Annotated in this window: 19 protein-coding genes; 13 read left to right on the forward strand and 6 right to left on the reverse strand. The window is 69.2% G+C overall.

Going from position 1 to position 20,979, the window contains the following annotated elements:
• Positions 1–155: 155 nt before the first annotated feature.
• Together ACFVIV_RS38590 and ACFVIV_RS38595 are read left to right on the forward strand one after the other, a co-directional pair.
• Positions 156–1,271 (forward strand): LuxR C-terminal-related transcriptional regulator, encoded by a 1,116-nt coding sequence (locus tag ACFVIV_RS38590; protein WP_379205198.1) that lies wholly within the window; start codon positions 156–158, stop codon positions 1,269–1,271.
• Between the two features lie 258 nt (positions 1,272–1,529).
• A complete protein-coding gene (locus tag ACFVIV_RS38595; RefSeq protein WP_379205200.1) occupies positions 1,530–2,495 on the forward strand; it encodes a DUF5937 family protein in 966 nt (321 codons plus the stop codon).
• 29 nt (positions 2,496–2,524) lie between these two features.
• Here the strand turns inward: ACFVIV_RS38595 and ACFVIV_RS38600 are convergent, their stop codons facing one another.
• Positions 2,525–3,292 carry a metal-dependent transcriptional regulator gene (locus ACFVIV_RS38600; protein ID WP_379205201.1) on the reverse strand — a complete coding sequence of 256 codons (768 nt, stop codon included), beginning with the start codon at positions 3,290–3,292 and terminating at the stop codon, positions 2,525–2,527.
• 204 nt (positions 3,293–3,496) lie between these two features.
• Here ACFVIV_RS38600 and ACFVIV_RS38605 point away from each other — a divergent pair, with 204 nt between their 5' ends.
• The 4 genes from ACFVIV_RS38605 (at position 3,497) to ACFVIV_RS38620 (ending at position 8,905) form a co-directional block, all read left to right on the forward strand.
• Positions 3,497–4,444: a bifunctional riboflavin kinase/FAD synthetase gene (locus ACFVIV_RS38605; RefSeq protein WP_379205202.1), complete on the forward strand. Its 948-nt coding sequence runs from the start codon at positions 3,497–3,499 to the stop codon at positions 4,442–4,444.
• Between the two features lie 94 nt (positions 4,445–4,538).
• Positions 4,539–4,808 (forward strand): 30S ribosomal protein S15, encoded by a 270-nt coding sequence (gene rpsO, locus ACFVIV_RS38610; RefSeq protein WP_379205204.1) that lies wholly within the window; start codon positions 4,539–4,541, stop codon positions 4,806–4,808.
• 377 nt (positions 4,809–5,185) lie between these two features.
• Positions 5,186–7,447 carry a polyribonucleotide nucleotidyltransferase gene (locus ACFVIV_RS38615; protein ID WP_379205206.1) on the forward strand — a complete coding sequence of 754 codons (2,262 nt, stop codon included), beginning with the start codon at positions 5,186–5,188 and terminating at the stop codon, positions 7,445–7,447.
• A gap of 93 nt (positions 7,448–7,540) precedes the next feature.
• Complete coding sequence (locus ACFVIV_RS38620) at positions 7,541–8,905, forward strand: M16 family metallopeptidase (protein WP_379205208.1); 1,365 nt, start codon at positions 7,541–7,543, stop codon at positions 8,903–8,905.
• Positions 8,906–8,934: 29 nt separating this feature from the next.
• Here ACFVIV_RS38620 and ACFVIV_RS38625 read toward each other — a convergent pair whose 3' ends face one another.
• Both ACFVIV_RS38625 and ACFVIV_RS38630 read right to left on the reverse strand, forming a co-directional pair.
• Entirely contained in the window at positions 8,935–9,441 is a 507-nt protein-coding gene (locus tag ACFVIV_RS38625; protein WP_379205209.1) for a GNAT family N-acetyltransferase, read from the reverse strand.
• Between the two features lie 31 nt (positions 9,442–9,472).
• Positions 9,473–9,802, reverse strand: a complete 330-nt coding sequence (locus tag ACFVIV_RS38630; protein ID WP_379205211.1) for an ArsR/SmtB family transcription factor — start codon at positions 9,800–9,802, stop codon at positions 9,473–9,475.
• A gap of 93 nt (positions 9,803–9,895) precedes the next feature.
• Between ACFVIV_RS38630 and ACFVIV_RS38635 the strand changes: the two genes are divergently transcribed.
• Together ACFVIV_RS38635 and ACFVIV_RS38640 are read left to right on the forward strand one after the other, a co-directional pair.
• Positions 9,896–11,107 carry an MFS transporter gene (locus tag ACFVIV_RS38635; protein ID WP_379205213.1) on the forward strand — a complete coding sequence of 404 codons (1,212 nt, stop codon included), beginning with the start codon at positions 9,896–9,898 and terminating at the stop codon, positions 11,105–11,107.
• Between the two features lie 166 nt (positions 11,108–11,273).
• Positions 11,274–12,656, forward strand: a complete 1,383-nt coding sequence (locus ACFVIV_RS38640) for a pentapeptide repeat-containing protein (protein ID WP_379205214.1) — start codon at positions 11,274–11,276, stop codon at positions 12,654–12,656.
• 6 nt (positions 12,657–12,662) lie between these two features.
• On the opposite strand, the gene ACFVIV_RS38645 is transcribed toward ACFVIV_RS38640, so the two are convergent.
• Positions 12,663–13,751, reverse strand: coding sequence for a PQQ-dependent sugar dehydrogenase (locus tag ACFVIV_RS38645; protein WP_379205216.1), 1,089 nt, complete (start codon positions 13,749–13,751; stop codon positions 12,663–12,665).
• A 101-nt stretch (positions 13,752–13,852) separates the two neighbouring features.
• Between ACFVIV_RS38645 and ACFVIV_RS38650 the strand changes: the two genes are divergently transcribed.
• Positions 13,853–14,638 carry a hypothetical protein gene (locus ACFVIV_RS38650; RefSeq protein ID WP_379205218.1) on the forward strand — a complete coding sequence of 262 codons (786 nt, stop codon included), beginning with the start codon at positions 13,853–13,855 and terminating at the stop codon, positions 14,636–14,638.
• Here the strand turns inward: ACFVIV_RS38650 and ACFVIV_RS38655 are convergent, their stop codons facing one another.
• Positions 14,639–15,295 carry a class I SAM-dependent methyltransferase gene (locus ACFVIV_RS38655; RefSeq protein WP_379205220.1) on the reverse strand — a complete coding sequence of 219 codons (657 nt, stop codon included), beginning with the start codon at positions 15,293–15,295 and terminating at the stop codon, positions 14,639–14,641. It abuts the gene before it with no gap.
• Positions 15,296–15,369: 74 nt separating this feature from the next.
• On the opposite strand from ACFVIV_RS38655, the gene ACFVIV_RS38660 reads away from it, so the two are divergent.
• Entirely contained in the window at positions 15,370–16,485 is a 1,116-nt protein-coding gene (locus ACFVIV_RS38660) for an alcohol dehydrogenase catalytic domain-containing protein (protein ID WP_379205221.1), read from the forward strand.
• Positions 16,486–16,584: 99 nt separating this feature from the next.
• On the opposite strand, the gene ACFVIV_RS38665 is transcribed toward ACFVIV_RS38660, so the two are convergent.
• Positions 16,585–18,153, reverse strand: coding sequence for an esterase-like activity of phytase family protein (locus tag ACFVIV_RS38665; protein ID WP_379205223.1), 1,569 nt, complete (start codon positions 18,151–18,153; stop codon positions 16,585–16,587).
• A 257-nt stretch (positions 18,154–18,410) separates the two neighbouring features.
• Between ACFVIV_RS38665 and ACFVIV_RS38670 the strand changes: the two genes are divergently transcribed.
• From ACFVIV_RS38670 to ACFVIV_RS38680, 3 genes are all read left to right on the forward strand, one after another.
• The gene (locus ACFVIV_RS38670) at positions 18,411–19,298 is read left to right on the forward strand and encodes an NAD(P)-dependent oxidoreductase (protein WP_379205225.1); all 888 of its coding nucleotides are present in this window, start codon (positions 18,411–18,413) and stop codon (positions 19,296–19,298) included.
• Positions 19,299–19,536: 238 nt separating this feature from the next.
• Positions 19,537–20,277 (forward strand): 4-hydroxy-tetrahydrodipicolinate reductase, encoded by a 741-nt coding sequence (gene dapB, locus ACFVIV_RS38675; protein ID WP_379205229.1) that lies wholly within the window; start codon positions 19,537–19,539, stop codon positions 20,275–20,277.
• On the forward strand, positions 20,274–20,786 hold the full coding sequence (locus ACFVIV_RS38680; RefSeq protein ID WP_379205227.1) for a hypothetical protein: 513 nt from the start codon (positions 20,274–20,276) through the stop codon (positions 20,784–20,786). The genes dapB and ACFVIV_RS38680 overlap by 4 nt, the downstream gene beginning before the upstream one ends.
• Positions 20,787–20,979 lie beyond the last annotated feature (193 nt).

A 20,979-nucleotide genomic window follows, 5' to 3' on the forward strand; every position in this document is an offset into this window, starting at 1 on the left:
CCACCACGCGGTGCGAGATTCCGGCCAAAAGCACGCCGGACTGACGGGGAGAACTTTCGAGCAGGCGCTTGGACATGGTCGGCGCCACGGGCGCGCGGCCGGACCCCTCATTCGCGGGATGGCACACCGGCGGCCGCGCGCGACAAGATGGCGAGATGACCACTTCGACCCGGCGCACAGTGGCCGCGCTGCTCGCCGATATCGCGGCCGCCCCGGATGCGCAGGCGCTGTTCGAGCGGACCTCGGCCCGGCTGCGCCGCATCGCGCCGTTCGACGCGGCCGTCTGGGTGGCCACCGATCCGGTCAACGGGCTGACCACCGCGCCGGTGCGGGTGGAGAACCTGCACGAGGGCGGATGCGGAACCTATTGGGAGTCGGAGTTTTTCGCCGAGAACGTCAACCTGTTCCGCGATCTGGCCCGCGCGCCGGTTCCGGTGGCGGGCTTGCGCGCGGTCACCGGTGATCGCCCCAGCCGCAGTTCGCTCTACCGGAACTTCATGCGCCCCCGCGGTTTCGACGACGAATTGCGCGCGGTATTCCGCGCCGACGGCCTGCCGTGGGGTCAGCTGAGCCTGTTCCGCGAGCGGGGCCGCGCCGAATTCGCCGCCGCCGATATCGCCCTCGTCGAGACCCTGTCCGCGCCGATCGCGCAGCGGCTGCGCTCCTTCGCCCAACCCGGCGACCAGCGGACGATGCCGGAGGACGCCGCCGCGGCGCCCGGGATGCTGCTCTTCGACGCCGACGGCGGCTTGGTGTCCATCAACGACGAGGCCCGGGAACTACTGGCCCGCATGCCTTCCGGCCCGTCCACCTCCACCCCGCTCGGCATCGATCTGCCATTGCCGGTCTGGATTCTCAGCACCGCCGGTCGCGCCCGCCTCACCGGCGTCAGCGCGCGCATCCGGATCCGCACCACCGGCGGCCGCTGGCTGGTGTGCCACGCCTCCTGCCTGCGCGACGCGCACGGCAAGGCCGGCATGACCGCCATGGTGATCGAACCCGCGACGCCGTCCGAGATCGCCGAGCTGGTGCTGGCCGCCTACGAATTGACCCGCCGCGAACTCGATGTGGTCGAGCAGATCGCGCGCGGGCTGCCCACCGCCGAGATCGCCGAACTGCTCCACCTGTCCCCGCACACCGTCCGCGACCATGTGAAGGCGATCTTCGACAAGGTCGGCGTCACCAGCCGCGGCGAACTGGTCGCCAAGCTGTTCACCGAATTCCAGCTCCCCGCCGCCGAACGCCGCACCCTCCGGGTCGACGCGGGCTGAGCGTTCGGAGCGGAGTTCCGCGCGTCATCCCGGCCTGCCGATCGCCGGGATTCACACCGGCCCGGTGGATTCCGGCCGGAGCGTGCCCGCATGACTTCGGGTGGTTTCGGCGCGCGGCGGAGCCCGACGGTCGTCCGGTGGCAGCGGCACCTCAGGGGGTGCAGCGTCGAAGGAGCGGATGCCGCTGCCGGGAACAAGCTTGCGCGCCGGTGCGGCTGCGGGACAATCCTTTCGGGCAGTGCCGAAAGGGGGCCGGAATTGTTGCGGCTGTGGCTGGAATCCGAGGATCTGGCGCGGGTGATCATCGCGCGCGGGACGCCGCCGATGGGGGTGGCGGTGCTGGCGGCGCAGGCGCTGGCCAAACCGAATCTGGATGGAGTGCTGGACCGTTGGCGCGCGGGGGCGCGGCGGCGGGTGACGCCATCGATGACGCCGCTGTTGGATTTGGTGGGGCACGGGCGGTATATCCCGGACTTTCTGACTCCCTACAGTGCTGGCTGGGCGGGTGTGGAGGGGCAGATCGACACGGTGCTGGCCACTCCGCAGCGGGAGGTGCGCGCGCAGCTGGCCCGGGCCTTCGGGCGCAGGCTGCCGCCCTCGTGGACCAAGCTGCTCGCCGATGACGATGGGGCGGCGTGGGCGGCGCTGGCGACCGCGGCGCGAGATTTCCACGATCAGATCGTGGCGCCGGATCTGTCCCGGCTCGAAGCCGGTATGGGCGCCGAAACCGCCGCCCTCGCACACACTCTCGCCACCGAGGGCGTGGCCGCCGCGCTGTCGGCGCTGCATCCGCGGATTCGCTGGTCGCCTCCGGTACTGGAGATCGAGACCCTGCGTGGCGGCGAGGTGCGGCTCGGCGGGCGCGGATTGCAGTTGTGGCCCTCGGCTTTCGTATGGCCCACCCCGCGCGTGCTGCTCGATCACGAGGGTCCGGCGGTGCTGGTCTATCCGGTGCCGCCGCCCGCGCAGACGGCCGGTATCGCGGCCGATCCGGTCGCGGATCTGCTGGGCCGCACCCGCGCCGCCGTGCTGCGCGCCGTGGTCACCGGGGACAAGACCACCAGCGGGCTGGCGCGCGAACTCGACATCAGCGCCGCCTCGGCGTCGGAGCACGCGGCCGTGCTGCGCAATGCCGGGCTGCTGTGCAGCATTCGCGAGGGCCGCGCGGTCTGCCACCGCATCACCCCGCTGGGCACCTACCTACTACGCCCGCCCGCGTTCTGATTCCCGGAAAGCCCGGTTTCTCGAAAAGCTCAGTGCTCGTTGGTGAGCCAGATGGCCTCGGCCGCGATACTGCCCAGATCCACCGTGCGCTCCGCGATCCGCACCGCCATGGTGCCCGCGAAATCACGCCGCTCCACCACCGTGATCGGGGTGTCCAGGGCGATGCCCAGCGAGTCGAAATACCGCAGCATGGCCGGATCGGAATCGGAAATCCGTGCCACCCAACCGGATTCGCCGTCCCGGAAATCGCTGAGCTGTTTGGCGGGCGGGGTCGGCACCGCGCCGTCCACCGACGGGATGGGATCGCCGTGCGGATCGCGGTCGGGATGGCCGAGCTTGGCGTCGATGCGCGCCATGAGCGTCTCGGAGACGGCGTGCTCGAGCACCTCCGCCTCGTCGTGCACCTCGTCCCAGCCGTAGCCCAGCTCATTGACCAGGAACGTCTCGATGAGCCGATGCCGGCGCACCATGGCGATGGCCGCGCGCCGGCCGTCCTCGGTGAGGGTGATGGCCCCGTAGCGGGCGTGCTCCACCAGGCCCTGTTCGGTGAGCTTGCGCACGGCCTCGGAGACCGTGGAGGCCGACACTTCCATGCGTTCGGCCAGCAGCTTGGTCGTCACCTTGTCCTGCGACCACTCCTGCGCGGTCCAGATGATCTTCAGATAGTCCTGGGCGACCGAGGACAGCACGGGGGCGATATCCGATCCGCGGCTCGCGGCGGCAGTGTCGGAGGTCCCGTTGGCTTCGGACGGATCGGCCAGCTCGCGGCGCGTGGCGATGTCTCGTTTTCCGGGCACGTACCCAACCTTAGGCACACCCGGTCTCGTTTCCCACATCGGCGCGCTTGCTGGTAGGGAGTCGAAAACAGCGGCCCGAAGGGTCTCGCTTGAGGGTGGCGGTGGGAGACGGGTGGGCGAACGGCGGGTGTCTACCATGCTTCGTCCTGTGAAGTTCCACAATGCCGAATACTGTCTGTGACGCGCTTTGCGTAGGCTTCCGGTGTGCAGAGATGGCGAAGTCTCGATGAGATGCCCGCGGAGTGGGGCCGGTGCGTGCTCACGATCGGGGTGTTCGACGGCGTGCACCGCGGTCACGCCCAGCTCATCAGCCGTGCGGTGAAATCCGCTGCGGTGCGGGGCGTTCCGTCGGTGCTCATGACGTTCGACCCGCATCCGCTCGAGGTGGTGCGGCCCGGATCGCATCCGGCGCAGCTGTCCACGCTGACCCGCCGCGCGGAACTGGTGGAGGAACTCGGCATCGACGTGTTCGTGGTGATGCCCTTCACCCACGACTTCATGAAGCTGAGCCCCGAGCAGTACGTGCAGCAGCTGCTGGTCGACAAGCTGCACGTGGCCGAGGTCGTGGTCGGCGACAACTTCACCTTCGGCTCCAAGGCCGCCGGCACGGTGGACACCATGCGCGAGTTCGGCGAGCGCTTCGGCTTCGACGTGGACGGGGTGCAGCTGCTGGGCGAGCATGCCGTGACCTTCTCCTCCACCTATATCCGCGCCTGCCTCGCCTCCGGCGACATCACCGCCGCCGCGGAGGCGCTGGGCCGCCCGCACCGGGTCGAGGGCGTGGTCGTGCACGGCGACGGCCGCGGCAAGGGCCTCGGCTTCCCGACCGCGAACGTGGCCCCGACCATGCATGCCGCCATCCCCGCCGACGGCGTGTACGCGGGCTGGTTCACCGACCTCGACGATCCCGAGGCCGAACCCCGTATGGCCGCCATCTCGGTCGGCACCAACCCCACCTTCGACGGCCGCAATCGCACCGTCGAACCGCACATCCTCGATTTCGACGGCGACCTCTACGAGCATCGCGTGGCGGTGGACTTCGTCGAGCAGCTGCGCGGCATGCGCAAGTTCGAATCCATCGATGATCTGGTGGAAGCCATCGGCCAGGACGTGAATCAGGCCCGGAAAGTTCTGAATCCCGACGGCGTGTAAACTGGCCCGTCGGGTTTGCTGCGGTCCGCGGTGGCGCCCGCTCCCGGATTCGTCCGGGATCCCTCGTGCGCGGACTGAAACACAGGAGTGATACGTGGCTCTGACCACCGAGCAGAAGAAGGCGATCCTCGCCGAGTATGGCGTCCACGAGAAGGACACCGGTTCCCCGGAGGCGCAGATCGCGCTGCTGTCCAAGCGGATCGCCGACATCACCGAGCACCTCAAGAAGCACAAGCACGACCACCACACCCGCCACGGCCTGATGGCGCTGATCGGTCGTCGCAAGCGTCTCTCGAAGTACCTGCAGAACACGGACATCGAGCGCTACCGTGCCCTGATCGAGCGTCTCGGCCTGCGTCGCTGATTCGAGCGACACAACCTGACTACCCGAGGTAGTTGACGAACCGGCCAACGGGGAGGCTTAGAATCTCCTCGTTGGCCTTTCGTGCATCCGGTGACAGTCGCCTGGTGCACGCCAGCAAGCCGTATGCACCCGTCGCGTGGCGTCGGTCTTCGGTAGTGGCTTTTCGGGGCGCGCAAGACGTGAGAGATTGCGTTGCCGGAGGGCTTCGATCGATGACCGCCTCCGCGTCGCCGTTCCCAAGGGGGAATCGGCCGGGTGTGCGCGCCGTGACCAGGAGGGTCGTGGCGCGCCCATGCCGGGTACGGCTGACGAGTCGGATCGCATACCGAGGAACGGTGTGCTGGGATCCGGCGAGACGAGAGGTTGAGAAAAGAAAAATGTCTGACAATACGAACAGCTCCGCCGTCGAGGTAGAGCCCGGCGTCTTCGAGTCCGTCGCCCTGATCGACAACGGCAGCTACGGCACTCGCACCGTCCGCTTCGAGACCGGACGCCTGGCCAAGCAGGCCGCCGGCTCCGTCGTCGCCTACCTGGACGACGAGACCATGCTGCTGTCGGCCACCACCGCCGGCAAGCACCCCAAGGATCAGTTCGACTTCTTCCCGCTGACGGTGGACGTCGAGGAGCGCATGTACGCCGCGGGCCGCATCCCCGGCTCGTTCTTCCGTCGCGAGGGCCGCCCCTCCACCGACGCCATCCTGACCTGCCGCCTCATCGACCGGCCGCTGCGCCCGTCGTTCGTGGACGGTCTGCGCAATGAGATCCAGGTCGTGGTGACCGTCATGTCGCTGGATCCCAAGGATCTCTACGACGTGGTCGCCATCAATGCCGCCTCGGCGTCCACCCAGCTGGCGGGCCTGCCGTTCTCCGGCCCGGTCGGCGGCGTGCGCGTGGCGCTCATCGGTGACCAGTGGGTCGCGTTCCCGACCGTGGAGCAGCTGGAAGGCGCCGTGTTCGACATGGTCGTCGCCGGCCGCGTGGTCGAGGGTGACGTCGCCATCATGATGGTCGAGGCCGAGGCCACCGACAACGTCCTGGCCCTGGTGGCCGACGGCGCCACCGCGCCCACCGAAGCCGTTGTCGCCCAGGGCCTCGAAGCCGCCAAGCCGTTCATCGCCCGCCTGTGCAAGGCCCAGCAGGACCTGGCCGAGAAGGCCGCCAAGGAGACCGCCGAGTTCCCGGTCTTCCTGCCCTACCAGCCCGATGCCTACGAGGCCGTCGAGGGCACCGCCAAGGCGGAGCTCAACGAGGCGCTGTCCATCGCGGGCAAGCAGGAGCGCGAAGAGAAGATCGACGCCATCAAGCTGGACGTGCTGTCCTCGCTCGCCGAGTCCTTCGAGGGCCGCGAGAAGGAGCTGGGCGCCGCGTTCCGCTCGGTCACCAAGAAGCTGGTGCGCCAGCGCATCCTGACCGACGGCTTCCGCATCGACGGCCGCGGCCTGGCGGACATCCGCGCGCTCTCGGCCGAGGTCGCCGTTGTTCCGCGCGCCCACGGCTCGGCGCTGTTCGAGCGCGGCGAGACCCAGATCCTGGGTGTCACCACCCTCGACATGGTGAAGATGGCGCAGCAGGTCGACTCGCTCGGCCCGGAGACCTCCAAGCGCTACATGCACCACTACAACTTCCCGCCGTTCTCCACCGGTGAGACCGGTCGCGTGGGCTCGCCCAAGCGCCGCGAGATCGGCCACGGCGCGCTCGCCGAGCGTGCCCTGATGCCGGTGCTGCCGTCGCAGGAGGAGTTCCCCTACGCCATCCGCCAGGTGTCGGAGGCGCTGGGCTCCAACGGCTCCACCTCCATGGGTTCGGTGTGCGCCTCGACCCTGTCGCTGCTGAATGCCGGTGTGCCGCTGAAGGCTCCGGTGGCCGGTATCGCCATGGGCCTGGTGTCGGACACCATTAAGAACGACAAGGGCGAGGACGAGGTCCGCTACGTCGCGCTGACCGACATCCTGGGCGCGGAGGATGCCTTCGGCGACATGGACTTCAAGGTCGCCGGTACTCCGGAGTTCGTGACAGCGCTCCAGCTCGACACCAAGCTGGACGGCATCCCGTCGCAGGTGCTGGCCGGTGCGCTGAACCAGGCCAAGGATGCCCGTCTGACCATCCTGGATGTCATGGCCGAGGCCATCAACACCCCGGACGAGATGAGCCCCTACGCTCCTCGCGTCACCGCCATCAAGATCCCGGTCGACAAGATCGGTGAGGTGATCGGACCCAAGGGCAAGGTCATCAACCAGATCACCGAGGACACCGGCGCCAACATCTCCATCGAGGATGACGGCACCGTGTTCGTCGGCGCGACCGACGGCCCGTCGGCGCAGGCCGCGATCGACGCGATCAACGCCATTGCCAACCCGCAGCTGCCGAAGGTCGGCGAGCGCTTCCTGGGCACGGTCGTCAAGACCACCGCCTTCGGCGCGTTCGTCTCGCTGCTGCCGGGTCGCGACGGTCTGGTGCACATCTCGAAGCTGGGCAACGGCAAGCGCGTCGCCAAGGTCGAGGATGTGGTGAACGTGGGCGACAAGCTGCGCGTCGAGATCGCCGATATCGACAACCGCGGCAAGATCTCGCTGGTGCCGGTCGACGAGGATTCGGACAACGCGGACGCGGCTCCCGCCGCGGACGTGGCGGCCGAGTGAGTGTCGTAGCTCTGGCGTAATCTGCGGTGGCCCTTCGCTCCGGATGATGGAGTGAGGGGCCACCGGTTTCTCGTCTGCCAGTTGTGGGGAAGCATGGTTCGGAAGAAGGACACTCGAGTGTCGGGTAAGGAAGCTGCGCTGGTTCGCACCACCACGGAGGTGCCGTACGCCGATACCGGTGTCCGGAAAACCGTGCTGCCCGGCGGACTACGAGTCGTCACCGAGCATGTGCCCGGCGTGCGCTCGGCCTCCATCGGCGTATGGGTCGGGGTCGGCTCGCGCGACGAGGGCCCGACCGTGGCCGGCGCCGCGCACTTCCTCGAGCATCTGCTGTTCAAGGCCACGCCCACGCGCAGCGCCCTGGACATCGCGCAGGCCATGGACGCGGTCGGCGGTGAGCTGAACGCGTTCACGGCCAAGGAGCAGACCTGCTACTACGCGCACGTGCTCGACGAAGATCTGCCCCTCGCAGTGGATCTCGTGTCCGATGTGGTGCTCAACGGGCTGTGCCGCGCCGAGGACGTGGCCGTCGAGCGGCAGGTCGTGCTCGAGGAGATCTGCATGCGCGACGACGACCCCGAGGACATGGTCGGCGACGCCTTCCTCACCGCCATGTTCGGCGAGCACCCCATCGGCCGCCCCGTGATCGGCAGCATCGAATCCATCGAGGGCATGCAGGCCGCCCAATTGCGGTCCTTCCACCAGCGCCGCTACCGCCCCGACCGCATGGTCGTCGCCGTCGCCGGCAATATCGAACACGAGCACACCGTCGAGTTGGTGCATCGCGCCTTCGCCCCCCACCTGGAACTCGGCCGCGAACCCGCCGGCCGCCGCGAAGGCAAATTCCGCCCCCGCGGCAATCCGGAACTGCTGCGCATCCACCGCGACAGCGAACAGGCCCACCTGGTCTTCGGCACCCGCGCCTTCGGCCGCCACGAGGGCGAAAAACGCTGGCCCCTCTCGGTTCTCAACACCGTCCTCGGCGGCGGCCTGAGCTCCCGCCTCTTCCAGGCCATCCGCGAGGAGCGCGGCCTCGCCTACTCGGTGTACTCCAGCGTCGACACCTTCGCCGACACCGGCGCCTTCTCCGTCTACCTCGGCTGCCAGCCCGAAAACCTCGGCAAGGTAGCCGATCTCGCCCGCGGCGTCCTCGAAGAGGTGGCAGCCACCGGCATCACCGACGCCGAATGCGCCCGCGCCAAAGGCTCCCTCCGCGGCGGCCTGGTCTTGGGCCTCGAGGATTCCGGCTCCCGCATGAACCGCATAGGCCGCAGCGAACTCTCCTACGGCAACCACCGCAGCGTCTCCGAAACCCTAGCCCGCATAGACGAAGTCACCACCGACGAAGTCTCCAAAATCGCCCGCACCCTCCTCGCCCGCCCCTTCGGCGTAGCCGTAGCAGGCCCCTACCGCCGCACCCGAGACCTCCCCGCCGCCGTCCGCCGCCTCGTCGACTGACGGCCCGCACCCGCTGTGGCGGTGCGCGGCTAGAGGTTTCGGCGCATGGCGGTGCGGGGCCAGCGGTCGAGGCCGATTTCGGCTTCGTGGGCGCGGATCTTGCGGAGGCCGGGGGTGAGGGTCTCGTCGGGGATGCGGTGGAAGCCGAGGCGCTCGTAATAGGGGGCGTTCCACGGGACTTCGGTGAAGGTGGTGAGGGTCAGGGCGCGCAGGCCGGTGGTGCGGGCGCGGGCGGCGGCGTGGTCTATCAGGCGGCGGCCTATGCCTTGGCGGGCGGCCTTGGGGTGGACGGAGACCTGGGCTATGTGGGCGGTGCCGTCGACGTCCTCGTCGATGAGGTAGGCGAGGGGAGCGTCGTCGGTGTCGACGGCGACCCAGGCGCGCCCCATGCTCCGGTAGGCGTCGAGGGATTCGATCGGCAGCGGTTCGTCGTCGGCGATGTCGGACATGCCCACGGTGCGGAACGGTTCGCCGGCGGCGATCTCGATGTCCTGCAGGACCGGGAGGTCGGCGGCGGTGGCCGGGCGGATGCGCATCAGGCGAACGTAGCGCGGGCCGGGTGGGGAGTCATTCGGATTTCTTGTTGGCGGCGGCGAGGATCGCGGGCAGCAGCCCGGGCAGGGCGGCCTCGACCGCGTCGGTGCGCAGCAGTTGGTGGGCATTGCCGTCGATGACGAGTCTCTCGGTGAGACCGGCTTCGCGCAGGATCTTGAAGTGGTGGGCGGCCGTGGACTTGCCGACCCCGTCGTACAGGGCGGTGCAGCGCAGCGAGGTGCCCGCATTGCCCAGGCGGCGCACCATTTCCAGGCGGACCGGGTCCTGCAGGGCGGCGAGCACCGTCGGCAGCGGCGCCACCTCGGACACCACGGCGGGCAACGGGAATTCGGTCTCGGGCATGATCTACTTCACTCCGCTAATGGTTTGATGATCATCGAACCTGGCGTAGGGTCAAGTTCGATATTCATCAAACTTACCTGATTGGAGGGGTCGATGTCGGCAGCGACGGTTGCGGTGCGGACCGAACAGGGCAATCAGACCTGGGCGTATGCACTCGTGCTCGCCGCGAGCGGCGTGGCGCTCGGCGTTTCGGGCGCACCCGCCCCGCTCTACGGGCTGTACCAGCAGGCGTGGCATTTCTCGCCGCTCACCACCACCTTCGTCTTCGCGGTCTACGCCATCGCCGCCCTCGGCGCGGTGCTGGTCTCGGGGAGGATCTCCGATGTGGTCGGCCGAAAGCCCGTGCTGCTGGGCGCATTCGGCATCATGATCGCGGGACTGGTGGTGTTCCTGCTGGCCGACAATGTGGCCATGCTGCTGCTGGCGCGGGCGCTGCACGGCGCGGCCGTGGGCGCGACGGTGGTGGCGGGCGCGGCGGCGCTGCTGGATCTGCGGCCCAAGCACGGCGCGCGCTCCGGGCAGCTGTCGGGCGTGGCGTTCAATGTCGGCATGGCGGTGGCGATTCTGGGCTCGGCGCTGCTGGCGCAGTACGCGCCGCATCCCATGCGCACGCCCTATGTGGCCATCACCATTGTCTGCCTGATCATCGCCGCCGGCGTGCTGGCACTGCGCGAACCGCACACGGCGCGGGTGTCCGGTCGCATCCGGATCGCCAAGCCCGCTGTGCCGCAGGAGATTCGCGGTGACTTCTGGTTCTCGGCGCTGGGCGTGATGGCGGCCTGGTCGGTGCTGGGCGTGCTGCTATCGCTGTACCCCTCGCTGGCCTCGGCCGAGACCGGCATCCACAACCTGGTGTTCGGCGGCGCGGTGGTGGCCTCCACGGCCCTGGCCGGTGCGCTGGCACAGGCTTTCGCCACCGGCATTCCCGCTCGGCGCGCCGCCATCACCGGCGATATCGGCATGGCGATCGCACTGGTGCTGACCATTCCGGCCCTGCACACCGGCAACTGGGTGCTGGTCCTGGCCGCCGGATTCACCCTCGGCGCGACCTTCGGCCTCGGCTTCGGCGGCTCGCTGCGCCACCTGTCCAACGTTGTGCCGCAGCACAAGCGGGGCGAGACCATGTCGGCCTACTACCTGCTGGCCTACTCGGCCATGGCCCTGCCCACCGTGGTGGCGGGCTGGGCCGCGACCACCTGGGGGCTGAGCACCGTGTTCCCGTGGTTCGTGGTCGTGGTCGCGCTGGCCTGCCTGGCGGCGGCCGGAATCGGCCTGCGCAAGCGCGAACCGGCCGTCCTCGACTGAGAATCGGTGCCCTGCCCGGGATCCGGCGGACCGCGAAACCCCTTGGCGGACGCTGGAAATCCCGCCATCCGATGCACCATTCGACCGGTGTCGCTATCCTTCCGCTATGCGGCGGTGGGGGTGGTTCGGCGGTGGGCTGAACCGGAGGATGCACCGGTCGGCACTGATGGTCTCGGTGTTGGCCGCGGTCATCGGCGGTCTGGCGGTCGCGGCGCTGGCCTATTGGCTGCTGCGGCAGCTGCTGGGCGTCGAGGACGTGAAGCCGAATCAGTTGGACCTCACCAAGATCGCGCTCACCGTCGCGGCCGGCATCGGCGCGGCGGTGGCGCTGGTGGTGGCGTATCGGCGGCAGCGGGATCTGGAGCGCGGCCGCTTCGCCGAATTGTTCGGCGCGGCGGCGCGGCAATTGGGCGACGCCGATGTGGCGGTGCGCGTTGCCGGGGTGTACGCCATGGCCGGTGTGGCGGACGAGTTCTCCGCGCCGGGCCGCCGCCAGCAGTGCATCGACGTGCTGTGCGGCTACCTGCGCCTGCCCTACGCCCCCGATGAGGGCAACAGCCACCTGGTCTCCAAATCCCAGCGCATCGAGGACTCCGGCACCGCGGTCGAACGCGTCTACCACTACCGGCAGAACGACCGCCAGGTCCGCGACACCATTGTGCGAGTCATTGCCGGCCGTCTGCGCGCGAGCGCCGAAGTATCCTGGTCCGCCTGCGATTTCGACTTCTCCGACGCCATCTTCGAAGACGCCGACTTCCGCTACGCCGTCTTCGCCGGCCGCAATACCCGCTTCGCCAACGCCATGTTCGTCGGCCCGCGCGCCACCACCTTCGAGAAGGCGCGTTTCCTCGGCAAGCGGGTCACCTTCCGCGGCGCCATGTTCCGCGGCGCCACCACCTCCTTCGAGGGCGTCGCCTTCACCCACTCCCGGGTGGACCGGTCCGAACGCGACAGCGCCGGAACCACATTCATCGACACCACCTTCAGCGGCCCGGTCACCTTCGACGCGGCGGTCTTCGCCGGCGCCCGCACCGCCTTCACCCGCGCCAAGTTCGCCGGGACGCGCAGCAGCTTCGTCAATGCCAAGTTCACCGCCGAGCTGACCTCCTTCGAGAAGGCCATCTTCGACGGCGACCGCGTCGCGTTCACCGGCGCCGAATTCACCGGCACCGCGGTGACGTTCGCCGCCTGCCGCTTCTACGCCGAAGCCAGCTCCTTCGAATGCGCGCATCTGGGCGCCAATGCCCGCTTCCGCACCACCCGCACCCGCGAGATCAGCTTCGCCCGCTCCGAGTACCACAGCAAGGTCTCCTTCGCCGACGCCGTATTCGGCGGCCGCTCGGTGGTTTTCACCGGGGGAGACTTCTTCGGCGACATCTCGTTCCGCCGCGCCGCCTACGACGCCCGCGAGATCACCTTCGAGCGCCCGAAGGCGTGGGTCGGCGTGCATTTCGACTGGGACGCCACCCCGGTCACCAAACCGGCGAACATCCGCCCCGAGCAGTGGCCGCCCACTCCGGCCGAGACCGCGCCCGCCCCGGCCTCCTGAACACGGTCAGCGGGCCGGGAATCGGATGATGCGATCGTCCCCGGCGCGGGCATCGCCGCGGCCGTCGGTATTGGAGGTGGTCAGCCACAGCGCGCCGTCGGGCGCGATCTCGACCGTGCGCAGGCGGCCGTAGCGCTCCTCGAACCAGGCTTCCGGCACACCGGTGACGCCGTCGTTCAACGGGACGATCCACAGTCGTTCCCCGCGCAGGGCTGCCGCGTACAGGGTGTCGCCCGCTATGGCGATGCCGGAGGGCGAGGCTTCCGAGGTCGTCCAGGTGACCAGCGGATTGACGTAGCGGCCGCTGCGGGTGTCGCCGGTGCCTTCCATCTCGGGCCAGCCGTAATTGCGGCCCGGCTCGATGAGGTTGATCTCGTCGAAGGCATTGCGGCCGAACTCGGCCGCGAACAGCCGTCCCGCCCGATCCCATGCCAGCCCTTGCACATTGCGATGTCCCAGGCTGTAAACCGGTGAGCCCGCGACCGGATTGCCCGGCGCGGGTTCGCCGTCCGCGGTCAGGCGCAGGATCTTGCCATTGGGGCTGGCGGGATCCTGTGAGCGTGCGGTCTGCCCGGCGTCGCCGGTGCCGACGTAGAGCATCCCGTCCGGGCCGAAGGCGATCCGCCCGCCGTCGTGAATGCCGGCCTTGGCGATGCCGTCGAAGATCACCTCCGGCGCCCGGTCGAGCCGGAACCGGACGATGCGATTGTCGGTGGGGGAGGTGAAATACGCGTACACGTACCGGTCTTCGCCGTAGCGCGGTGAAACGGCCAGCCCGAGCAGCCCGCCCTCGCTCTGGGCGTCGACCTCCGGCACCTGATAGACCTGCTCGGGCTCCGCACCCGCCCGCACCCGCAGGATCGCCCCGCTGTCGCGCTCGGCGACCAGGGCGCTGCCATCGGGCAGGAATGCCAAGCCCCACGGCACCTCGATGCCCTGCGCCACCTCCTCGCCCGCGTTCAGATCCGGCCGGCCGCTGGGCAGGCTGGGTGCGGTGCTGGTGGCGGTGGGCGCGGACGGTTCCGTACCGCAGGACGCCACCGCGCCCCCGAGCAGCAGGACGGCGGCCAGGAGGCGGAGCGGGGCGATGCGCATACCTCCATCCTGCGCGGAGATCGTCCGCGCGGTGCCGCATTGCCCGCCTCTCCTGGGCTGCGCTAGCGTCGAAGGTGGATCGGAAGTGGCAGGGGTTTGTGGTGGGGTCTCGCGATGTGTGGTGGCTGGCAGCCGGTATCGCGCTGCTCGTCCTGGCGGCGGCTGCCGGATTCGCGGCCATCGCGAAAGAACGCCGCGCACGCCGTGATCGGGGCGGCCGGGCGGCTCCGGCGAGCCGGGGCCTGGCCATTCTGGCCGTCGCGCTCGCACTGCCGGGCTGGGCCGGAGTCGCGGCCACGGTGGTGCCCGCCGTGCAGCTCATGGCCGGTGACACGATCGCCGGGTCCGCGGGCCCGACTTCCCCGGGCCTGGTGCAGGCGGGCCTGCCGACCACCACGACCTCCGCGAAACCCACCGCCCCCGACCCGATGTCGCTGCTGGTCCCCGGCGACTGTGTCGAGGTCCCGATGGACCGGACCACCGACGCCACCGGCGCGCCCACCTGGGAACCCGGCGATCCGGCTCCGGCCGACTGCAATTCCCTCGACGCGAATTACCGTGTCCTGCAAACCGGTCCGCAAGCCTGCTCGGGCACCCTCTACAAGCTGGAAACCAGTCGCCACGACAAGTCCGGCAATCTCATCTACCACCTGTGCCTGGCCTTCGACTGGCGTGTCGACTTCTGTTACGACACAACGCAAATGGCCGAGCCGTTCAAAGTGGACTGCGCCACCCCGGGCCGTCACGTCGTGCAGGTCACCGCCGTCCTGGAGAACACCACCGACGGCGCGAAATGCCCCCGCGACGGCCAGGGCGCGGTCTGGGTCGTCTGGAACAAGCGTGAACTGACGGTCTGCTTCCGGGGCAGCGACGACCCGGGCGAATAGCTAGGCGCGGCGGCCGATGGTGATCATGTCGGGCACCAGCCAGGGCGGCAGCGGGAAACGGCGGATGGCGCGCTGATCGGTGACCTCGAAACCGGCGTCCTGCAAGAGTTTCCGGGTCGCTCGCCCGGAGGGCGCGTGGGCGGGGAAGAGAGGGCTGCTGGTGACGCGCTGCAGCGCGGCCGCGGAGGCGGACGGCCGCATGGTGGCGATGGCGACCAGTCCGCCGGGCGCCAGCACGCGGTGGAATTCGCGCAGGGCGACCGGATGATCGAAGAAGTGGAAGGCGGTGGTGCTCACCACCGCGTCGAGTTCGCCGTCACCGATGGGCAGGTGCTCGGCGGCGGCATGCCGCCAGAGCACGGTCGCCGACCGGTTGCGGGCCTGGGCCAGCATGCCGGGGGAGGCGTCCACGCCGTAGACGATCTCCGTCCGCAGCTCGCGTTCGATGCGGGAGGTGAGAATGCCGGTGCCGCAGCCGATATCGGCGATCCGGCGGGATCCGGCGGCGCGCAGTTCGGCCACCACCTCGTGCTGCGGCGGGCGGTAGACCACCTGTTGCAGCGGTGCGGTGTCGTAGGCGCGGGCGACGCCGCTGAAGAACTGGGTGATGGCGCGGTTGAGGGCGCGGTTTCCGGTGGTGGCGGCTGTGCTGTGCATAGGTGCTCCTGTCCGTTACCCATCGAAGCAGATATCCGACTGTCTGGGAAGGTGTATGCGGTAGCGTCGGGCGTATGAGGATTCGTGGAGCTGTCCTGGAACGAATCGGCGCCCCGGCGCCCTACGCCGAGTCGAGGCCGATCGTGGTGGACGAACTCGACCTGGGCGAACCCATGCCCGGTGAACTGCTGGTGCGCATCGAAGCGGCGGGACTGTGCCATTCGGATCTGTCCGTGGTGGACGGCAATCGGGTCCGCCCGGTGCCCATGCTGCTCGGCCATGAGGCCGCCGGTCGCGTGGAAGCCGTCGGCGCGGGCGACAGCGATATCGAGGTCGGCCGGCGCGTGGTCATGACCTTCCTGCCGCGCTGCGGTGAATGCTCCGGCTGCGCCACCGAGGGCCGCACCCCGTGCCTGGCGGGCAGCCTGGCCAATAACGCGGGCGAAATGCTCAGCGGCGGGCGGCGGCTGCTGCGCGACGGCGCGGAGGTCTATCACCACCTGGGCGTCTCGGGCTTCGCCACGCACGCGGTGGTGGACCGGCATTCGGTGGTTCCCGTGGACGACGACGTGCCGGCGGACGTCGCCGCGGTGCTCGGCTGCGCGGTGCTGACCGGCGGTGGCGCCCTGATCAATTCGGCCGAACCGCGGCCCGCCGACCGCATCATGGTGGTCGGTCTCGGCGGCGTCGGCATGGCCGCCGTGCTGGTGGCCGCCGCCCTGCGCGAGGGCACCGGCCGCGAGGTGATCGCCGTCGACACCGTGCCCGAAAAGCTGAAGATCGCCATGGAACTGGGCGCCACCTCGGCCTACATGCCCAGCGACGTCGCCGATCAGGGCATTCAGGCCGAGGTGGTGGTTGAGGCCGCGGGCAATGTGCGCGCCTTCGAAACCGCCGTCGCCGCAACGGCTCCCGGCGGCACCACCGTCACCGTCGGCCTGCCCGCCCCGGATGCCCGCGCCAGCATCTCGCCGCTGGCCCTGGTCGCCCAGGGCCGCACCATTATCGGCAGCTACCTGGGCTCGGCCGTACCGTCCCGCGATATCCCGGAATTCGTCCGGCTCTGGCGTGCGGGCAAACTGCCCGTCGAACGCCTCATCTCGTCGCGAATCCGCTTGGAGGACATCAACGAGGGCATGGATCACCTGGCGGCGGGCCACGCCCTCCGCCAGGTCATCGTCTTCGACTGATCAGCCGTCCCCGCAAGCTGGACGGACGATCACCGGGAACTGATGGCGGCATTTCGCGAGTAGCCACCGCCACCAGTGCCCGGTCGGCGTTGTTTCAGATCAGCGGACGTCGATGCTGAGGGTGGTGGTCTCGGTCTCGGCGGGAAGTTTCGTCGTGTCCACCAGGAGGATTTCGCCGGTGTCCTGGACGCCGTTGGGGAGGGTCTTGGCCTTCAGCCCGAACGGGGCCTGGTCGCCGGCGCTGCCCTCCAGGCCGAAGTCGCTGTCATTGGCGATGTAGAGGGTCTTGCCGCCGTCGGTGGTGGCCACGCCTTCGATCTTGTCGTGGCCGAAGAACTTGCCGTCGGCATTCAGGCCCGCGAGCAGACCGGCGAAGTCGATGTTGGATTTCTTTGCCACCGGGGTGATTCCGGCCTTCTGGAGGGCCGCGACGCCGTCGGCGGTCGCGACCGTGCCGACGTAGGTTTCCAACGGCTTGCCGTCGATCTGCAAACCGTTCTTCGGATCGTATTGTGCGCCGGGGACTTTCGCCTCGGGGCCGATATCGGTGGCGCCGGAGATGTCGATGGTCCAGAGCTTCTTGTCGGCCTTCGGGGCTTTGTTGCCGTCGCGCTCGTCGACGACGAAGGTGGTGTTGCTCAGCGCGGTGATCTCCGAAGCGCCCAGCTTGTCCTTCGGGTTCTCCAGCGGGTAGGCGAATTCCTTGACCGCCTTGGTCTTCAGATCCACGGTGACGATGCGGGCCATCGGCACCTCGCGCGCCGACTCCAAGCCGGGGGTCTTGAGGCCGCTCTGCATGATGCCGACCAGGGTGCTGCCGTCGGGGGTGACGGTGAGACCCTCCATACCCTGATTGGGGGTGCGCAGGGCGAGCTCGGCGGGCAGTCCGCGGCCGGGGGTCAGCCGCTCGAGTTCGGTGCCCTTGGCATCGAAATGCACCAGGAACGGGCCGTATTCGTCGGAGACCCAGAAGGTGCCGTCGGCCAGCGCGACCAGGCCCTCGCTGTCGATGCCGTGATCGGTGGGCGCGAGCTCCTTCCCGTCGAGGCCGCGCATGGTCTCACCGGTCACCGCCGAGGTGTCGACCAGCCCGTTGAACGGCTGCCCGGCCGGATTCTTCAGCGCGATGGTGGATTTCACCACCGCCTTGTTGCCGGTGAGCTCGATCCTCGCGATCTGCGGGGTGAAATCGGCTATCGGGGCGAGCTTCTCGTTCTTGGCCTTGCCGTCCACGTTCGGACCGCGATCGGTGAGCCCGTAGAACTCGGTGGCCGAGCCCGGCGCCGGCACGAACGCCGACCCGAACGCGCTGCCCTGCACCGTGACTCCGCCGAACTGCCCCAGCGGCGCGACATCGGTGGCGAACAACCGCACCGCATCGGTGGTGGTGACGGTGATGCTGTCTGCACCCGTGTACCCGGCCGCGGGCGTGTACACCAGCGACCCGTCGGTGCCGCGGCTCACCGTGCCGTGCTGCGGATCCGCGATCGCCACCACGGCGCTCCCACCGGCCCGCGCCACCAGGTCGTCCAGCGAGACGACCAGCGGCTGATCCTTGGTCGCGGTGAACCCGGCCCCGGAATCGGAGGACGAGCAGGCGGCGGTCACGGCGGAGGCGCACACGGCTACGGCGACGAGCGCGCTTCGGGTACTACGGCGAATTCTCACCAGCGATGCCTACCGCCCGATTTCGACGCCCAGTTGACCGGCACCTGAACAGTTCTCGCTACCGCACCCGCCTGTGACCTCGCTCACTGCGCGGTGCCCGCGCGACCCGTGTCAGCTGATTGCTTACCTCGACGTTGGTATTTCCCAGAAAAGTGCGTACTTGCTGCTCGCGAGCGGTGGATCGACAGTGACAGGCGAGACGGCGAGCAGATTCCGCCGCCGATCGCCTCACCGAATCGCCTTGAAACGGAGCACTTGTGAGCGATATCGAACGCACCCCGGTCACCGTCCTCGGACTCGGCTCGATGGGACGTGCCCTGGCCGAAGCCTTCCTGGCCGCCGGTCATCCCACCACCGTGTGGAACCGCACCCCGGGCAAGGCCGCACCGCTGGTGGCCGCCGGTGCGACACAGGCCGCGGACATCGAGCAGGCGGTGGCCGCGAGCCCGCTGGTGGTCTCGGTCCTGACCACCTTCTCCGCCACCCTGCAAGCCCTCGGCCCCGCCTCGGACGTGCTGTCCGGCCGCACCCTCGTCACCCTCAACAGCGGCAATCCGGCCGGCGCCCGCGCCATGGCCGACTGGGCCGTCGCCCGCGGCGCTCGCTTTCTCGGCGGCGCGATCAAGGATGTGCCCGCCGCCGTCGGCAAACCCGGAACCCTGCTCTACTTCGGCGGCGACCGCGCGCTCTACGACGAGTACGAGTCCACCCTTCAGGTCCTCGGCGGCCACACCGTGCATCTGGGCCCCGAACCCGATCTGGCCGCCCTCTACGAATCCGCCGTCGGCGCCACCCTGCTACCGGCCCTGCTCGGCTTCTTCGAAGGCGCGGCCATGATCACCGCGCGCGGCATCAAGGCCGCCGATATGGTCCCGTACTCGGTCAAGTGGCTGCAGATGATCGAATCCATCCTCCCGGTCCTCGCCGACGAGATCGACAATGCCGACTACACCCGCCTCGGCTCCTCGGTCGGCCTCTTCTACGAGGGCCTCGCCAACGAGATGGCGAACGGCGCCGATGCGGGCGTCGACCTGTCCTGGCATCGTCCGATGAACGAGCTGCTGCAGCGCGCCATGGACGCGGGCTACGGCCAGCAGAGCATCACGGCGCTCATCGAGCTGCTGCGCACCCCGGCACCGGCCTGACCCACCGTCCGCGCCCGATCGGGCCGCGCGGCGGTGCAGATCGGCGGCACCCGAAACGCGCCGCCGCGCGGGTCGCGTGGCGCGAGCACCGTTCGCCGCCGGGGTCGGTGTCGGCACGGGGCGGCTGTCGAGACAGCGGGGCTCGATCGGCGGATTCGCCGACCCGATAGGCTCTGTCCGTATCCCTGACGGGTGTCGAGACGGATGTGAGTGAGGAGACCAGGTGACCACGAACCGGATCAAGGTAGGTGTGCTCGGGGCGCGCGGCAAGGTCGGCCAGGCCATCTGCGCGGGCGTCGAGGCGGCCGCCGATCTGGAGTTGGTGGCCCAGGTCGACAAGGGCGACTCGCTGGAGCTGTTCACCGAGACCGGCACCGAGGTGGTCGTCGACTTCACCCATCCCGGTGTGGTGATGCCCAACCTGAAGTGGCTGGTGGAGAACGGTATTCACGCCGTGGTCGGCACCACCGGCTTCGACGCCGAACGCCTCGATCAGGTGCGCGGCTGGCTGGCGCAGAGCCCGGAGACCGGCGTGCTGATCGCCCCCAACTTCGCCATCGGCGCGGTGCTGTCCATGCGCTTCGCCGAGCAGGCGGCCCGCTGGTTCGAATCCGTCGAGGTCATCGAGCTGCACCACCCCAACAAGGCCGACGCCCCCTCCGGCACCGCCTACCGCACCGCCGGCCTCATTGCCGCCGCGCGGGAGAAGGCCGGGGTGGGCCGCAGCCCCGACGCCACCTCCACCGAGCTCGAGGGCGCGCGCGGCGCGGATGTGGACGGCGTGCGGGTGCACTCGGTCCGTCTGGCAGGTCTGGTCGCCCACCAGGAAGTGCTCTTCGGCACCCAGGGCGAGACCCTCACCATCCGTCACGACTCCATGGACCGCACCTCGTTCGTGCCCGGCGTCCTGCTCGGCGTCCGCAAGACCCCGCTGCGCCCCGGCCTGACCGTGGGCATCGACCCGCTGCTCGACCTGTGAGTGCCGCCGGATCCGGCGACGTGCGCCGCGAGGTCATCAAGCTCATCGCGTTCATCGCGTTCCTGGTCGTCGCCCTGTTGGTCTACTTCGCAGGTCTGGGCCAGCGTGCGATCTTCCTGCTCACCACCTCGGATCCGGCCTACGACACCCTCGTTTTCAAGGCTGTCGGAATCGGGGTGCTGATCCTCCCCTTCGTCGGCGTCTGGGCGCTGGCCAGCACCCTGCGCGCGGCCTGGGATCATCAGCGCCTGGCGCGGCGGATGCACGAGGAGGGACGCGAGCTCGACACCTCCGATCTGCCCCGCCGCCCGTCCGGCCGAATCGAAAAAGCCGCCGCCGACCAGCTGTTCGAGAAGGTCAAGGCCGAATTCGAAGCAGACCCGGACAATTGGCGAACCAACTACCGCGCCGCCCGCGCCTACGACTACGCCGGCGACCGCACCCGCGCCCGCGAAATGATGCGCCGCGCCGTGGAGTTGGAACGGGTTGAGCGCGCCACGCAGGCCTGAGCGCGCCCAGCCCGTCATCCCGGCATGCTTTTGGCCGGGATCTACATCAGCGCGGTGGATTCCGGCCAAAAGCGCGCCGGAATGACAGGGATGAATGACACGGATGAATGACAGGGATGGGTGAACCCTGACCAGGTAGTTGAACTGTCGACGACAGCGGCCCGGAATCTCTTGATTCCGGGCCGCTGTCGTT

Origin of the sequence: Nocardia sp. NPDC127526 (assembly GCF_042672265.1) — a bacterium.
In the GTDB taxonomy this organism is placed as follows: domain Bacteria; phylum Actinomycetota; class Actinomycetes; order Mycobacteriales; family Mycobacteriaceae; genus Nocardia.

Coding starts and splice junctions, on each gene's coding strand:
- ACFVIV_RS38590 (WP_379205198.1), top strand. CDS start 156: ATGACCACTTCGACCCGGCGCACAGTGGCCGCGCTGCTCGCCGATATC.
- ACFVIV_RS38615 (WP_379205206.1), top strand. CDS start 5,186: ATGTCTGACAATACGAACAGCTCCGCCGTCGAGGTAGAGCCCGGCGTC.
- ACFVIV_RS38620 (WP_379205208.1), top strand. CDS start 7,541: ATGGTTCGGAAGAAGGACACTCGAGTGTCGGGTAAGGAAGCTGCGCTG.
- ACFVIV_RS38625 (WP_379205209.1), bottom strand. CDS start 9,441: ATGCGCATCCGCCCGGCCACCGCCGCCGACCTCCCGGTCCTGCAGGAC.
- ACFVIV_RS38630 (WP_379205211.1), bottom strand. CDS start 9,802: ATGCCCGAGACCGAATTCCCGTTGCCCGCCGTGGTGTCCGAGGTGGCG.
- ACFVIV_RS38635 (WP_379205213.1), top strand. CDS start 9,896: ATGTCGGCAGCGACGGTTGCGGTGCGGACCGAACAGGGCAATCAGACC.
- ACFVIV_RS38640 (WP_379205214.1), top strand. CDS start 11,274: ATGGTCTCGGTGTTGGCCGCGGTCATCGGCGGTCTGGCGGTCGCGGCG.
- ACFVIV_RS38645 (WP_379205216.1), bottom strand. CDS start 13,751: ATGCGCATCGCCCCGCTCCGCCTCCTGGCCGCCGTCCTGCTGCTCGGG.
- ACFVIV_RS38655 (WP_379205220.1), bottom strand. CDS start 15,295: ATGCACAGCACAGCCGCCACCACCGGAAACCGCGCCCTCAACCGCGCC.
- ACFVIV_RS38660 (WP_379205221.1), top strand. CDS start 15,370: ATGAGGATTCGTGGAGCTGTCCTGGAACGAATCGGCGCCCCGGCGCCC.